The 15,347-nt window shown below is 30.1% G+C and carries 17 protein-coding genes; all 17 read left to right on the top strand.

The genetic code is table 11. The features are described from left to right. Positions 1-64: 64 nt before the first annotated feature. The 17 genes from IAI10_RS10315 (at position 65) to IAI10_RS10235 (ending at position 15,332) form a co-directional block, all read left to right on the top strand. On the top strand, positions 65-607 hold the full coding sequence (locus IAI10_RS10315) for a DUF6550 family protein (RefSeq protein WP_156736275.1): 543 nt from the start codon (positions 65-67) through the stop codon (positions 605-607). 65 nt (positions 608-672) lie between these two features. Beyond that, positions 673-2,400, top strand: coding sequence for a hypothetical protein (locus IAI10_RS10310; RefSeq protein WP_156736277.1), 1,728 nt, complete (start codon positions 673-675; stop codon positions 2,398-2,400). Positions 2,401-2,415: 15 nt separating this feature from the next. After that, the gene (locus tag IAI10_RS10305; protein ID WP_156736279.1) at positions 2,416-2,790 is read left to right on the top strand and encodes a DUF3846 domain-containing protein; all 375 of its coding nucleotides are present in this window, start codon (positions 2,416-2,418) and stop codon (positions 2,788-2,790) included. Between the two features lie 10 nt (positions 2,791-2,800). Continuing rightward, positions 2,801-3,472: a hypothetical protein gene (locus tag IAI10_RS10300; protein WP_156736282.1), complete on the top strand. Its 672-nt coding sequence runs from the start codon at positions 2,801-2,803 to the stop codon at positions 3,470-3,472. A 65-nt stretch (positions 3,473-3,537) separates the two neighbouring features. Continuing rightward, the gene (locus tag IAI10_RS10295) at positions 3,538-3,744 is read left to right on the top strand and encodes a hypothetical protein (protein WP_156736284.1); all 207 of its coding nucleotides are present in this window, start codon (positions 3,538-3,540) and stop codon (positions 3,742-3,744) included. Between the two features lie 2 nt (positions 3,745-3,746). Next, positions 3,747-5,579: a VirB4 family type IV secretion system protein gene (locus IAI10_RS10290; RefSeq protein ID WP_156736286.1), complete on the top strand. Its 1,833-nt coding sequence runs from the start codon at positions 3,747-3,749 to the stop codon at positions 5,577-5,579. Positions 5,580-5,594: 15 nt separating this feature from the next. Then, the gene (locus IAI10_RS10285; RefSeq protein WP_156736288.1) at positions 5,595-6,425 is read left to right on the top strand and encodes a C39 family peptidase; all 831 of its coding nucleotides are present in this window, start codon (positions 5,595-5,597) and stop codon (positions 6,423-6,425) included. A 20-nt stretch (positions 6,426-6,445) separates the two neighbouring features. Then, a complete protein-coding gene (locus tag IAI10_RS10280; RefSeq protein WP_315673193.1) occupies positions 6,446-6,610 on the top strand; it encodes a hypothetical protein in 165 nt (54 codons plus the stop codon). Beyond that, positions 6,588-7,598: a hypothetical protein gene (locus IAI10_RS10275; RefSeq protein ID WP_315673192.1), complete on the top strand. Its 1,011-nt coding sequence runs from the start codon at positions 6,588-6,590 to the stop codon at positions 7,596-7,598. Before IAI10_RS10280 ends, IAI10_RS10275 begins: the two co-directional genes overlap by 23 nt. Before the next feature lie 21 nt (positions 7,599-7,619). Continuing rightward, positions 7,620-8,237, top strand: coding sequence for a helix-turn-helix domain-containing protein (locus IAI10_RS10270; RefSeq protein WP_156736291.1), 618 nt, complete (start codon positions 7,620-7,622; stop codon positions 8,235-8,237). A 178-nt stretch (positions 8,238-8,415) separates the two neighbouring features. Further along, a complete protein-coding gene (locus tag IAI10_RS10265; RefSeq protein ID WP_150845613.1) occupies positions 8,416-8,598 on the top strand; it encodes a helix-turn-helix domain-containing protein in 183 nt (60 codons plus the stop codon). Positions 8,599-8,666: 68 nt separating this feature from the next. Further along, the gene (locus IAI10_RS10260) at positions 8,667-10,397 is read left to right on the top strand and encodes a class I SAM-dependent DNA methyltransferase (protein WP_156736293.1); all 1,731 of its coding nucleotides are present in this window, start codon (positions 8,667-8,669) and stop codon (positions 10,395-10,397) included. Then, positions 10,394-11,725 carry a restriction endonuclease subunit S gene (locus tag IAI10_RS10255; protein WP_156736295.1) on the top strand — a complete coding sequence of 444 codons (1,332 nt, stop codon included), beginning with the start codon at positions 10,394-10,396 and terminating at the stop codon, positions 11,723-11,725. The genes IAI10_RS10260 and IAI10_RS10255 overlap by 4 nt, the downstream gene beginning before the upstream one ends. Positions 11,726-11,750: 25 nt before the next feature. Next, positions 11,751-12,755: an AAA family ATPase gene (locus tag IAI10_RS10250; protein ID WP_156736297.1), complete on the top strand. Its 1,005-nt coding sequence runs from the start codon at positions 11,751-11,753 to the stop codon at positions 12,753-12,755. 6 nt (positions 12,756-12,761) lie between these two features. Further along, positions 12,762-13,280 (top strand): hypothetical protein, encoded by a 519-nt coding sequence (locus IAI10_RS10245; protein ID WP_156736299.1) that lies wholly within the window; start codon positions 12,762-12,764, stop codon positions 13,278-13,280. A gap of 71 nt (positions 13,281-13,351) precedes the next feature. Then, entirely contained in the window at positions 13,352-14,158 is an 807-nt protein-coding gene (locus IAI10_RS10240; RefSeq protein ID WP_156736301.1) for a hypothetical protein, read from the top strand. 13 nt (positions 14,159-14,171) lie between these two features. Next, positions 14,172-15,332, top strand: coding sequence for an AAA family ATPase (locus tag IAI10_RS10235; protein WP_156736303.1), 1,161 nt, complete (start codon positions 14,172-14,174; stop codon positions 15,330-15,332). Positions 15,333-15,347 lie beyond the last annotated feature (15 nt).

Genomic DNA, 15,347 nt, shown 5'->3' with positions numbered 1-15,347 from the left:
GTTTATTTTTTAACAAGCGTAGAAAAACACGTTATGTTATAAAAAAATAAGGGAGGTAGTTTACGTGAACAAATTTAATTTAAAGGTAAGGAAAAATATTTTGGTATCAGTTCTTGGAGTGTTAGTTATAGGCTTAGGAATGGTATTAGTATCTTCTATTACGAAAGAGCATAAGGCTAAAGATGCTGAAGCTTTGGTAAAAGACAATAAAATAATAGATGTAAAAAACGATAGTACAAAAGATAATAATTCATCAAAGGCAATAGTTCCTGTAATAGCAAGTGATGAAAAAACGAAAAAGCCTACTGAGGATAAACAGTTAGATTCAAATAGTGAAACACCAAAGAAAGGCGATAAGGTTATTAAACCTGAACCACCAAAAGAAAAGCCAAGAACTAGTGATGATGTAACAAACAAAAATAAAGTTCCAACATATCCAGAAAAAGAAGTGAAACCTCAATTTCAACCTACAAAGGGTGGAGAAGCTAACAATAAAGGACAAGGAAACTTCCCAGGATTCGGAACAGTTGAAGACGGAGGAGCAAATAAAGGAGAAAACGTAAATTCTAGTGGAGATATAAATAAACAGGTTGGAAAAATGGATTAAGGCTTATTAAAATATATTTTAAGAGTATGGCAAAAGCTGTACTCTTAATTTTTTGGGAGGTTTTTATGAAGAGAATAACAGCATTTTTACTTTGTATAATGTTAATAGTTATTGCTATTCCGAAAAATGCTTTTGCCACAGGAGATGGGAACTTTGATGGTGGAGGAGGCGGAATGGGAAATGGTACAAATCAAAACTTTTGGAATCCAGGTAATGATGGTGTTAGAGTAACAGTTATTAGAAATAGTGATAAAATGCCTGTTACTACGCCCATTGATTTATCAAATAATAATCAGCCATCTAACATTGGTCACTTTGGTAAAAAGAGCAAAATTCAATATGTGAATGGTGCTACATTATATCCAAAGATGAATGGATATGTGTACTATAAACCTTCACAGCCAATGCCAAGGATAATAGGTTCAAGTAGTTACAGTATAAATATTGAAGCTACTAAAAAGTATTTTTGTTCAGAGTATGCAATAAGGCTAATTGCGGATATAACAGGTATGAAATATGATAATCTTATAAACGGTGATTATAAATTACTAATAGAACCTATAGCATATATGACGTTTCAGGGTGTTTATATAGCTATGACTGCACACGAAGCAGCTTTATATGATGAAAAATTAGGTGGAGGCTTAAGAAGCAAGATGGTAAGTTTATCTCATAAAAATTTACCTCTTGCTTTATTTTTGCAAACTTCTGATTTAGGTTTTCCTGCATGGACAGGTGCAAATAACCAAAAAGTATCTAATGCACAGATAAAAGCATATTTAGGGCTTGGGGTTATACGTTTTGGTGAAGCTGATAAAGGAGTTGTTATAGATACTAATTACTATGAATACAGATGTGATACTGATGTTATTTCTTCAATAACAGTAAGTACACAAAAAAGGCGAACCCCAGATAGTCCTGTGTCTGTAACTTTTAGAGTGAATGGACAAAATTACACAGTTAATAACATTTGTATTCCAGAAGATGAATCACAGAAAGTTTGGTTTAAATGGCATACTCCATTAACACCACAAACACTTAATATAGATGTAAGTGTAAGTGGAGCATCAGCAGGCAGAGCATCTATTACAGCAAAAATTGTTGATTTAAAAGAAAACACACCACCTAATCCAACAGCTTATGATAAAAATAATAATTTTAAAATTCCAAGCATTCCAAGTAAAGCTCAAAAGACTTCTGCAACATGGGGAGAATGGGATTGTTATTGGGAACCTAAGTGGGAATGGGAGGCAGATTGGAGTTGGGTTAGTAATGGTAGTGGTGGAGGACATTGGGTTGATAATGGGCACTGGGTAGATAGAGGAGATTGGAAATATGGGTGGATAAGCTATAATGCAAATCTTTCAGCTAATATAAATGTTCAGCCTGACAGCAAAGTTCCTACAACTTTATTAAAAACAATAAAATCTGGCTATGGAGTAAATGTAAATGTATCAACAAATTTAAGCTCTAATGCTCCAAGTTCAGCAATAACATGTGCTCAAAATGTAATATCATATTATCCAGAATTTAATTATCAAAATTACAATAGAATTTTAGAAAAAATGTCAGCAGGGTATTCTGCAAGCTTTAAGCTAAAAAGTAATAAATACTCAACTTATAATCAAAGAGTACACTTTACACCGATATGGTATCCAGATGGAACATATAATGTGTATTCACAGGTTATTGACACTTGGACACCAGATGGAATGCTATCTATAAACTTAAATGATTATGTAAATATTAAAGGCAGCTTATATGATGATTGGCATATAGCTCCTAAAAATTAAAGGAGATAGAAGAACATGAGAATATTAATAATTGAGCCACAAAAAGTACCTTATGAAGCAGAAATTATTAAAGATTTAGCTTCAATGCAAAAGATAGTTGGAGGATTAATTCAAGCTGTTGATTTAGATCAAAATACAAGTCTTGTATGTAATGAAGAAGGAAAATTAATGGGATTAGAAGGTAATAGACGTGTTGGCAGAGATATAATTGCTGGCACGTTTTTTCTTTGTGGTTTTAATGAGGAGGGAGAATTTACATCCTTAAATAACGAGCAGATAAAAAAATATTCAGAAAGATTTAAAGAACCAGAACAATATGGATTTTATGATGTAAAAGAAGTAGAAACAATAGAAGTCATGCCTTGGGATGAAGAAGAATTTGAACTTTAGGAGGTGCAACATGAAACCTATTATACCAATTATTATGATTATAGTTTGTTTAACTTTAGGAGGAGCTTTAATTTTTCTAAAAAAGCATAAGAGAAAATCTAAAGAAATCTTAAACAAAGATGAGCATACAGCTAATGAGTTTGTAAATGTAAAAGATATTAAAGACCGTTTCCTTTATACAAGGGACGGTCAAATTATTATGTATATAAAAATTAATCCTATAAGTATTGATTTGTTTTCAGAAAGAGAAAAGAAACAATTAAACAAAACACTTACAGCGGAGCTTTCTAGTGAGCAGAAGCCTTTTAAATTTCTTGCTGTTTCAAGACCAGTAGATATTTCACCACTTATTAATGAATATACACAAATAATTTCAAGTACATCAGAACAAAAACAAAAGGATTTGTTAAGAAATGAAATGCTTGTAATGAGTAACTATGCTTTATCAGGGGATGTAGTAGAAAGACAATTCTATATCATGCTTTGGGAGAAATATGAAGATGGAGTAGAAAGAGATTTATCTAAAAGGTGTTATGAATTTGTATCAAAATTTGAAAGTGGAAGTATATGTTGTGAAATATTAAAAGAGCAAGATATAGTAAGACTTTGTAATCTTGTTAATAATCCTGCCTATTCTAACATTGAAGATAGCGAGTTTAAGGCTACTATTCCGTTGTTATAGAAAGAACAATATTTTTATATGACTTAGTTTAAATAACAAACCTAAAAAAGTTAGGAGGAATTAGCATGCCATATATAGACAATAGCTTTTATGGAAAAATTGATTTTTATTCTATGAAAGGTGTGGTCATGGAAACACTGTATTATGATAACAAAGATGAATTTGATAGAGAAATACAAGAAAGTTATGAGATATGGAGACCAATTAAACCTGAAGTATTATCAGGGTATAAATATTTAGATAGTGATTATGAGGAAGAATTGGAGTGGTAATAATGGTTAAAAAGAATACTAACACAGAAAATTTATTAAACAATGCACTTTTAAATATAATAACTCCAATGGGACTAGAATTTAAGAGAAATAGTCTTGTTGTTGGAGAAAATACAGGTAAAGTTTATGGCATAGTAAAATATCCTCAGAAAGTTGATTATGGTTGGCTTTCTAAAATAACTAATATACCAAGCACCATTGTCAGTGTCTCATTTACACCTATTGACAATGGTGCTTTTATTGAGAGCTTATCACGAAGTATCATTCAGAATCGTGGAGCTGCTGAAAGTGCAAAAGACCCTTTAGCACAGAAAAGAGCAGAAAGGGCAGCATTAGATGGTGAAAAAATTATGGTTCAGATAGACCAGAATGGTGAAACTGTTGGTTTACTAGGAATAACTATTATGCCAATATCTAAAGATGAAGAGGCTTTTAATAAAGTTTGCAGGAAGACAGAAAGTACTTGTGCAATGAGTAAATGCAAACCAAGAACTCTTGCCAATTTACAAGAACAAGCTTTTAAAACACTCTCACCGTTTTATACAAGTGATGAAAATATAGAACAAATAGTATCAAGAATTATACCATTATCCACCTTTGTAGGTGGATTTCCTTTTTCATCAAGCGGATATAATGATGGGACAGGTTATTATTTTGGAAGAGATACTAGTGGGGGATTAATTGTTCTTGATACTTGGAAACGTGGTAATGATAGAACAAATACAAATATGGTTATTATGGGAGTTGCAGGCGTTGGTAAAAGTACAGCAGTAAAGCATATAGCACTTTCTGAATATATGAAAGGTACAAAAATAATTTTCGTAGATCCAGAAAGAGAGTATAAAGAATTGTGTGAAGCTCTTGAGGGCAATTGGATTAATGCAGGTGGTGGAAGTAACGGAAGAATAAATCCATTACAAATAAGACCTACACCAATAGATGATGATGACGAGGTTTATAAGGATGAAGGCTTTGGTATGGGAGATATGGCAATATACATTAAAAACTTAGAAATATTCTTTAATTTGTATCTACCTTCACTTACTGATAGAGAAAGAGCTATATTAAAAGATTGCATTATTGAGCTATATAACAACTTTAATATAACTTGGGATACTGATATTACAAAATTAAGAAATGAAGAGTTCCCTATATTTTCTGACCTATATGAATTAGTAAACAAGAAAGCAAAGGCAAAAGAGAAAACACGCAAGGAAAGTGAACAAAATATATTCGCTGACCTTGCTTTATTACTTAAAGATATAGCTTTAGGTAGTGATTCTTTTTTATGGAACGGACATAGTTCTATCAAAACAAATACAAGATGTGTATGCCTTGATACCCATGATCTACAAAACACCAGTGATAATATAAAGAGAACTCAATACTTTAATATTCTTACATGGTGTTGGCAGGAAATGAGCAAGGATAGAAATGAGAGAGTTTTACTTATATGTGATGAAGCTTATTTAATGATTGACCCTAGTGTACCTCAAAGCTTAGTATTCCTTAGAAATGTAGAGAAAAGAGCAAGAAAGTATGAAGCAGGAGTTGCTATTATAAGCCATTCAGTTGTAGATTTTCTTGACCCACAAATTAAAATGTATGGTCAAGCTTTATTAGATATACCATGCTTTAAAATAATAATGGGTACTGATGGTAGAAATCTTCATGAAACAAAGGAACTTTATAATCTCACAGATGCGGAGGAAGAGCTACTTGCAAGTAAAAAAAGAGGAAATGCTTTAGTTATGATTGGTTCAAAGAGATTACATGTAGTTTTTGAAATACCTGAATATAAATTTGAGTATATGGGTAAGGCTGGAGGAAGATAAAAGCGAGGTGATTTGATGGTAATAGATCCAAAGACAGCAGCTACGTTAGCTAAAATAGCAATACAAGCTGTAAAAGATGAAGAAGCAAGGCATAAAACAATACTTATTGTGATGGCACCGTTAATAACGGTGCTTTTAATTATGACTTTTATGGTATATATACTTACCAATCCTTTTGAAGCTATAAAGTTCCATTTCAAAGGTGCTGAGTTAACGAAAGTCGAAAGTATTGTAAATCAATATAGCTATGAACAGTTAATAAATCCAAATGATAAAAGCTATTTAGAAAGTAGTGGACTAGAGTTTTCAGGTATATCTTTTAAAGATGGAGCTACAGAAGTAGTTTACTATAATCAAGCTGATTCAAGATGGAAAGACAAGTCTTATGGTAAAACAGGCACAATAGGAAATAGTGGTTGTGGACCAACAGCATTATCAATGGTAGTTTCAAGCTTAACGAATAGAAAAGTCGATCCAGTTCAAATGAGCCAGTGGTCTTATGATAATGGATATTGTTGTGAAGGTGCAGGTTCTTATCATACTTTAATTCCAGAAGGTGCAAAGCATTTTGGATTAAAAGTAGAAGGTTGTACAGTAGATGAACCACAAAAATTAGTAAATGCACTTTCAAGTGGAAAGTTAGTTATAGTAATTATGGCTAAAGGACATTTTACAAGTTCAGGGCATTTTATAGTTCTTAGAGGAGTAACAGCAAATAGAAAAATCCTTGTTGCAGACCCTGTAAGTAGAAATAGAAGTGAAAAAGAATGGGACTTATCAATTGTTTTAAATGAAGCAAGACAAGGAGCGGGTGCGGGGGGACCATTCTGGATAATAGAAAAATAATTAGTGAAGGAGCAAAATGAATGAAAAAGAAATCATTAATAGAACTGTTTATCTATATCATAATTGTTGTGGTAGGAATTATATTACTGTTTACTTTCAAACCAGAAAAGAAACCAATTGAAATACCATCAGATTTTAAAATTGTAGCAAGAGGTGATAGTAGTGCTTTTGTATATATCAAGTAATCAAAATATAGGAATATTTGATTTTCTTACGAAAGAAAAAGGGATTATTATAAAAAAACTATCAGGAGAATTTTTTTTAAATAAGTTTGTTATCCATGATATGAGAAATTTAAGTCATTATAGATATGTAGCCATTGATGTAAAAGCTATAAAAGATACAGAACAAGAAATAATTGAAGCTTTAAAAGCTTTTAAAGTTATGTATGATTCCAGAATTATTATATTTGATGAAGGAAAAAACAAAGAAGAAGATTTAATAAAGAGTTTAGTTAATGAGAAGATTTATAACATTATCACAGCTAATACTGTAGCAGAAATTAAAGAGGAAATTTTAAAATGTGTAAGCGAAGAAGGAATGGCATATGAAGATTATTTTACAAGGGACAATAACAAACTTTCAGGTAATGTTTCACAATATATATTTAAGCAAAAGGATATTAAAATAGCAGTTGCAGGTGTATCAAGAAGATGTGGTACAACTACAACTGCTTTTAATTTAACCAATTGTTTATATGGATTAGGAGCTAAAGTTAGCTATACAGAAGCTAATGATAATAATCATTTAAAAGATATTACAGACTTCTATGAGTTCATAAAAGATGGTGGAGAGAGTTTTAAATATAGAGGAGTAGAATATTATCCAGTTAAGCAATTTCCTAATGAGTATAATTTTAATGTTTTTGATATAGGTGTTTTAAATGGTAATGCTTTACCTATTTATAAGGCTTGTAATGTTAGGATACTATGTGGTGGAAGCAAGCCTTATGAAATAGTAGAATATAAAAAAGCTTTAGAACCTATATCAAAAATAAATATAAGCACTATATTAAACTTTTGTCCAGAAATAGGAAGAACAAATTTGAAAAAGCTAATAGAAAATGAAAATATTAAGGCTTATTTTACAGACTATTCACCAAATTTATTTGATGGAAAAGTAAACGAAAAGATATTTAAAGACATACTGAAGGATTATATTATTGAAATTTAAGAAAGAGGAGGCTGTTTTTCAATGAAAAAGCATGAATTACTAGAGCAAGTATATAAATCAAATTTACCAAGTAGAGCAAAGCAGGTGATGTTTTATCTTATCAACAGAGCTAATGGAGAAGGAACTTGTTTTCCTTCTATTAAAACTATAGCTAGTGATTGTGGAGTATCTACAAGAACAATTCAAAGAACAATGGTAATTCTTTTAGAAGCAGGTTTTGTAAAGAAAGACAGCCGATTCAGAGAAAAAGGAGGACAGACTTCAAATCTTTATACATTGGCGTACCCTTCTCAAAATAATGAGGATAAGTGTGAAAAAGAGTTTAAGGAAGAAGAAGTAAAGACTGAAGAAAAGCAAAAATCAGATAATTGCGAAGAAATAGAAACAGTAAGTTTTTTTGATTATAAAACAAGTGATGATAGCATAAGTGAAACTATTAATGATAAATTGTTAGAGGAAAAAAATAAAGTAATTAATGATATACCAGGATTAAATTATAAGGGTGACATTTCTGCAATACCGATAGAATGTCACTCTATTTTTATGAAATTGGATAGAGCTATTAAAAATGTGAGTTGTAAAAATCTGATAGATAATATGCAATGTCATGGGGAGGGCGACAATTTGTATCCTCCATGAACTATATAGTCTAAGAGATATAGGGTTATTGAAAGATAAGTAATATATTTTATATATAATATAGCTTATATATAGTGTTATTGTAATTATTCGTAAGTACGAATATAATATAAGTGATGAGTTTATGATTAAGTTATAAATCTTGTAGAGTAAATTTAAAAGTGTCGGAGGATTTACTATGGATTATATTTCAGTAAAGCAAGCAGCAGAAAAATGGGGAATATCCGAAAGGCGTGTTCAAGTTTTATGTGGAGAAGGTAGAATTAAGGGAGTTTTTAAATTAGGAAACTCTTGGGCAATTCCTAAAGATGCTGAAAAGCCTTCTGATGCAAGGAAAAAGGATAATACATCTTTGGAATGATATTATATATAAATTAGAGCAGTGAATAATAAAATATAATCAATTATTGATTTTTGAGGAGCGTTACTATGAGTAATATAAACATAAATGAAAAAGCTAATCTGATATGGTCAGTAGCAGATAAGCTAAGAGGAGATTTCAAACAGTCAGAATACGGAAAAGTCATTTTACCATTAACAGTACTCCGTAGACTTGATTGTGTACTTGAAGATACAAAGCAAAAGGTATTAGCAAAATATAATGAGTTAAAGTCAATTATGGATGAAGAAGTATTAGATCCATTTTTAAGAGATGAGAGTGGGTATAACTTTTACAATACAAGTAAGTATACTTTTAAGACATTACTTGATGATGCAGATAACATTGAAGCTAATTTGAAAGATTATATTAATGGATTTTCAAAAAATGCTTATGAAATCATTGAGAAATTTGAATTGGATGCTCAAATTGCAAAGCTTGCGAGTAGTGACTTGCTTTATATAGTTTTAAGTGAATTTGTAAAACCAGAAGCAGACTTGCATCCAGATAAAGTGTCAAATATAGAGATGGGATATATTTTTGAAGAATTAGTACGTAAGTTTTCAGAAATTTCTAATGAAACTGCTGGAGAACATTATACTCCAAGAGAAGTAATAAGATTAATGGTAAATCTATTATTTATTGAGGATACTGAAATTTTGACAGGTTCAGATACACCAAGGACAATTTATGATCCAGCCTGCGGTACTGGTGGAATGCTCACAGCAGCAGATGAATACTTAAAAGAACTAAATAGTGAAGCAAAACTTATTCCTTTTGGTCAGGAGCTAAATGGAGAAACCTATGCTGTTTGTGGTTCAGATATGCTGATTAAAGGAGCTAATGCTAATAATATAAAGCATGGTGATACTCTTAAAAATGATATGTATGTTAATGTTAAGTTTGATTATATGCTTTCAAATCCACCTTTTGGGGTTGAATGGAAAAAGCAACAAAAGGAAGTAACGAAAGAATATGAGAAACTTGGGTTTGAAGGAAGATTTGGAGCAGGACTTCCAAGAGTTTCGGATGGAGCATTATTGTTTTTACAAACATTACTTTCAAAGATGAAACCAGAAGGTTCAAGAATAGCAATAGTATTAAATGGTTCACCACTATTCACAGGAGATGCAGGAAGCGGTGAAAGTAATATTAGAAAATGGATTATAGAAAATGATTGGCTAGAGGCTATTATAGCTTTACCTACAAATTTATTCTATAACACAGGAATAGCAACGTATATTTGGGTGTTATCTAATAAGAAAAGGCCATATCGTAAGGGCAAGATACAGCTTATTAATGCAGTTAGCATGTATGAAAAAATGAGAAAGTCTTTAGGAGAGAAACGTCAAGAGATTCCTGATGAAGCTATTGAAGAGATTACTCGTATTTTTGGTGATTTTAGAAAAAATGAAATTTCAAAAATATTTAATAATAATGAGTTTGGATATTATAAAATTGTGGTTGAAAGACCATTAATTGATGAAGAGGGAAACATAGTTACGGATAAAAAGGGTAATCCAAAACCAGATGCAAAGCTAAGAGATACAGAAAGTATTCCACTTAAAGAAGATATACAAGAATATTTTGAAAGAGAAGTAAAGCCTTATGCAAAAGATTCTTGGATAGATGAAAATAAAACAAAGATAGGTTATGAGATACCTTTCACAAGATATTTCTATCAGTATACAGTACCAAGACAATCAGATGAGGTTATGACTGAAATAATGGATATGGAAACTGAACTTCAGTCAATCTTAGGGGGGCTGTTTGAAATATGAGAAAGATGAAAGAAAGTGGAATAGACTGGATAGGAGAAATACCGAGTGATTGGGAAGTTGTTAAAGTAAAATATTTAACTTCTCAAATTGGAAGTGGAAAAACTCCCAAAGGTGGATCAGAAGTGTATGCCCAAACTGGAGTTATGTTTTTAAGAAGTCAAAATGTTTATAATGATGGATTACATTTAGATGATGTCGTATATATAGATGAAAAAACCAATGAAGAGATGGCTTCTACAAAAGTTAAACCATATGATGTTTTATTAAATATAACGGGAGCTTCTATTGGTAGAACATGTATGGTGACTAAGAATTTTCAAGGTGCAAATGTAAATCAACATGTATGTATATTAAGACCTATTCAAGAAAAGATTTTACCAATATTGTTTGAAAAGATAATGCAATCAAGTTTTATTTTCAATCAAATTTATTCTGTTCAGAACGGTAGTTCTAGAGAAGGACTTAACTTTGATGATATAGGAAACCTAGTATTTACACTACCACATAATATAGAAGAACAACAAAAAATAGCAAGTTTTTTGGAGGGGAAATGTAATAATATTGATAAAGCAATATGGTTACAACTAAAACAAATTGAGGCTTTGAAACAATATAAAGTATCAGTTATTAATGAGAATGTTACGAGTGGACTTAATAATAATATTTCAATGAAAGATAGTAGTATTAATTGGATAAGTAAAATACCACAACATTGGCAAGTTATAAAATTAAAGTTCCTTGGAGAATTAAATTCAAGTGGAGTAGATAAAAAAATAGTTGAAGGTGAACCTTTATATAAATCAATTCACTATGTTGATGTTTATAGAAATAGTTTATCTGAAATAGGAGATGGTGATGAATATTTAGTGATATCTGAAAAGGATACAAAAGCTGAAACTTGTAAGTTGAAAATAGGAGATGTTCTTTTTACTAATTCTTCGGAAACACCAGAGGATATAGGACACTCAACGGTAGTGGGAGGAGAGTTGGAAAATATATTATTTGGATATCATTTAATGAGATTCAGACCCAATAATAATATGTATTTACAATATGAAAAATATTTATTTGGTTGTAATTATGTTAGAAAGTGGTTTGATTTTAGGGCAAAGGGGATTACAAGATACGGAATAGTAAATGATGATTTTTCTTCATTGCTAATTCCATTACCACCATTAGAAGAGCAAAAGGAAATAGCAGATTATCTTGATAAAAAATGTGAAGATATTGATAAAGCAATATCAATTAAGCAAGGATTAATAGAAAAACTAAATGAGTATAAAAAGAGCCTTATCTTTGAGGTTGTTACTGGTAAAATAGAAATATAATTTATGTATGAAAGGTGATGAAAAAATGAATATTAAGAAAGTTCATGTTCAAAACTTCACAGTATTTGAGAATTTAGAGTTAGAGTTTACAAATGGAATAAATATACTTATTGGTAAGAATGGAACGGGAAAAACACATTTGCTTAAAAGTTTATATGGGATATGTGAAAGTACAAATTATGAGGGAGATGATGTTTTTGATATATCTCAGCCTTATTTTAAGGTGAACTCTATGAACTTGGTAAGAGATAAAAATGATATACAAAAGGAAACTCGTGTAACTGCTTATTTTTCTGAAAATAGCTATACTTCTTATGTCATAATAAAACATGAAGGAATGAAAATAGCAGCAGATGGAGCAAGTTATTGTAAAACAGATTTTAAAGTAAAGGATATTTTCATACCTGCAAAAGAAATGTTATCTCATTCAAAAGGATTTTTAGCTATGTATAATAAATATAATATGCCTTTTGATAAAACATATGTTGATATTCTTACAAATGCTGAATTACCAGAAATAAGAGAAATTTCAAATTTTAACGATAGCTTATTAGGAATAATATCAAAAATAATAGAAGGTAAAGTAATATATGAAAATGATACATTTTATGTAATAAAAGATGATGGAATGAAGATAGAATTTTCAATAGAAGCAGAAGGTTTGCGTAAATTTGGTCTTTTATGGAAGCTTTTGCGAAATGGACTAATTGAAAAAGATACAGTATTATTTTGGGATGAACCTGAGGCAAATATTAATCCAGAACTAATGCCTATTTTAGTTGAAATAATCTTAGAACTTCAAAAAAATGGTGTTCAAGTATTTATTGCTACCCATAGTTATAATCTTGCAAAATACTTTGAGATAAAGCGAACAGAAGTAGATAAGGTTTTATACCATAATCTTTATAAAACAAATAATGGAGTTAAATCAGAGAGTAGTGAATATTTTGGAAAAATAAAAAACAACCCAATTATTGAAGCAGATTCAAAGCTTTTAGATGAAGTGATTGAAGGAAATTTTGAGGAGTAGGGTTATATGGATGATAAAATATTACTAGATGAAAATAAGGAATACAAATTTGATTTTTCAAAATTAAATTATGTATGGGATATACATGATATGGCATCGCAAACAACAATGTTAAGTGATGTGGATTTCATAACAGAGACAGAAAAAGAAGTACTTTTTATAGAATATAAGAATGCTAATATTGCTAATGCTAAAAATCCTGATGGAATGTTAAAGAAAGCAAGTACAGAAACCTTTTACAAAAAAATAGCTCGTAAGTATTACGATAGTTTACTTTTATTTTGGGCTTGTAATGGAAATTTTAAGCAACTACCTGTTGTTTATGTTCTTTTAATTGAGCATCCTATGATGGATAAAAAAATCAGGAAAATGCTTAAAGAAAAGATAAGTAAGCAATTACCTTTTAATTTAAAAGATTCAAGGATAGTTCATAAAATAATTGCTGATTTTGATGTTTGTAATTTAGAAGAATGGAAAGAAAAATTTCCATGTATTAGTATTACGCCAGTTGAAAAAATAAGATAGTAAAGATTTAATAACTTTCTAGAAGAAAGTTATTATAGTAGCAATGAACTTATGAAGATAGGGGTGGAAGGGTGTTCAATATATATTATATAAACTTAGAAAAAGCTTTTGAAATATCAATGATGATAAATAATGTACTTCTAAAATCAAAACAGGAAGAAAGTCAAAATGAAAAGAAAAATAATTTGGAAGCTGATGCAAATGCACAAGCAGAAGGTGGAAATAGTATTGTTGCTAAAGCTATGGGGAAATTAGGGTTGAAGTTTACCCATGCATCAACAAATTCTAAAAAAATGATTGATACGATGGAAGTAAATATAACAAAATCGATAATTCTTGAACAAATAAATGAAAAGGCAAAGAAGCTTGGGAAACTCTCTAATAATAAAATAGGCAGTTTAATAAAGATTGAGGATGTTTCATTAAGCATTGATAATATGAATGAAATTATTGCAACAAAATCAATTATGAATGGAATGATTGAGGATATAAAGTATGAGGGTGTTAATATAAATAGTTTTCTTCAGACAGTTTTAAAAGATTCTGCTTATATTTTTACTGGAAATCACAAAGGAAATAAGATTTCATTTAAGATACCAATGCAAATTGATAAGGAAATGGAAAATCAATATAATATAACAGATTTAGAGATTGGGACAGTTACTATTATAGGAATTTATAGAGGAAAGCACATTAAGAAGGATATAGATGGTAAAATGAATCAGATTATGATGTTAAATAACATGTCCTCTAATAGCACACAGTCTAATATTGAAGATGGTGATAGTGACGATAGGAATAATACTAATGCTCCAGATAATGAAATGGTGGATTATATTGATATTATTGCAATAATACAAGATCTCAATATTGATTAGTAGGTGAAGTTTAGTGGAAAAAGTTATAGTTTATGAATATGACAAAAGAAATTTTAAGGAAATTGAGAATTTAGTAGAAGAGCAAGATAGTGTTATTGTAGATTGGGTGATTTTTAATAAAAAGAGTGATGAAAATAAAGTTAGCTTTCCAGGAGGGACTGAGGCAATATATATAGATATTTCATCATTGCTTTATAATGAAGACAGGGCAGAAAATATAATTGGAGCAATTGTTCCATTTCTAAATATAACAGTAGAAAATTATGAATGCGATATATTCATAATAGTTGATAAAAGATATAGTGAGATAATAAAGAATACACTTTACTTGAGGATTTCAGAAATACAAAAACTGGAAAAGTTACTAGGAATGCCTCATGAGTCAATTAGTAATGTAATTGATATAGATGAAGCCATGTTTAACAGTATGATTCATCATGTAAATGACAATTTGTTTGGAAATGATAATTTCAAAAAACGTCTTAAAGAAGAATTGGTGAAATATAGGCTTTTTAATAAAATAGGAGAACAACCAGTATTTTCAGTGTTTGTTTGTGGAGAATCAGGAATTGGAAAAACAGAAGTTGCTAGATTACTCCATAACTATTTAAGCCCTACTGAAAAAATGATTAAGATAAACTTTGGTAATTACAGTGATGAAAATGCACTGAGTAGCTTAATAGGAAGTCCTAGGGGATATATTGGAAGTAATAAAGGAGAACTATCAGAAAAAATACTAAAGAGTAAGTCTAAGATAATATTAATAGATGAATTTGAAAAAGCCAGTAAGCCAGTATTTAACTTCTTTTTAGAACTATTAGAAGATGGAGCTTTTACAGATTCATTAGGGCGAGAGTTTGATTTAAATAAATATTTAATTATATTTACATCAAATATAAAGAAGCAAGATGTAAGCAAAACAATTTCGCCAGAACTTATGTCTCGTTTTAACTTTATGTGTCAATTGAATCCACTTAGTCAGGAAGATAAACAAAATTATATAAACTATAAGACAAGTCACATGGTAAAGAAGATTGAAGATAAACTCAATATTAAATTAACTGAAACTCAAATAATTCACATTAAAGACATAGATACAAGAACGATGCATAATTTACGTGATATTAATACTCAAATAATGAACAATATTTCTAAGCAGATTGGATTTAGATAGGGGTAAAAAGGGGGG

Origin of the sequence: Clostridium sp. 19966 (genome assembly GCF_032335695.1) — a bacterium.
Classification (GTDB): Bacteria; Bacillota; Clostridia; order Clostridiales; family Clostridiaceae; genus JACTOJ01.
This window is presented reverse-complemented; position numbering and strand designations above follow the sequence as displayed.

Bases quoted from the DNA above. Each gene is read 5' to 3' on its own strand.
- IAI10_RS10310 (WP_156736277.1), top strand. From the start codon at position 673: ATGAAGAGAATAACAGCATTTTTACTTTGTATAATGTTAATAGTTATT.
- IAI10_RS10305 (WP_156736279.1), top strand. From the start codon at position 2,416: ATGAGAATATTAATAATTGAGCCACAAAAAGTACCTTATGAAGCAGAA.
- IAI10_RS10300 (WP_156736282.1), top strand. From the start codon at position 2,801: ATGAAACCTATTATACCAATTATTATGATTATAGTTTGTTTAACTTTA.
- IAI10_RS10295 (WP_156736284.1), top strand. From the start codon at position 3,538: ATGCCATATATAGACAATAGCTTTTATGGAAAAATTGATTTTTATTCT.
- IAI10_RS10290 (WP_156736286.1), top strand. From the start codon at position 3,747: ATGGTTAAAAAGAATACTAACACAGAAAATTTATTAAACAATGCACTT.
- IAI10_RS10285 (WP_156736288.1), top strand. From the start codon at position 5,595: ATGGTAATAGATCCAAAGACAGCAGCTACGTTAGCTAAAATAGCAATA.
- IAI10_RS10280 (WP_315673193.1), top strand. From the start codon at position 6,446: ATGAAAAAGAAATCATTAATAGAACTGTTTATCTATATCATAATTGTT.
- IAI10_RS10270 (WP_156736291.1), top strand. From the start codon at position 7,620: ATGAAAAAGCATGAATTACTAGAGCAAGTATATAAATCAAATTTACCA.
- IAI10_RS10265 (WP_150845613.1), top strand. From the start codon at position 8,416: ATGGATTATATTTCAGTAAAGCAAGCAGCAGAAAAATGGGGAATATCC.
- IAI10_RS10260 (WP_156736293.1), top strand. From the start codon at position 8,667: ATGAGTAATATAAACATAAATGAAAAAGCTAATCTGATATGGTCAGTA.
- IAI10_RS10255 (WP_156736295.1), top strand. From the start codon at position 10,394: ATGAGAAAGATGAAAGAAAGTGGAATAGACTGGATAGGAGAAATACCG.
- IAI10_RS10250 (WP_156736297.1), top strand. From the start codon at position 11,751: ATGAATATTAAGAAAGTTCATGTTCAAAACTTCACAGTATTTGAGAAT.
- IAI10_RS10245 (WP_156736299.1), top strand. From the start codon at position 12,762: ATGGATGATAAAATATTACTAGATGAAAATAAGGAATACAAATTTGAT.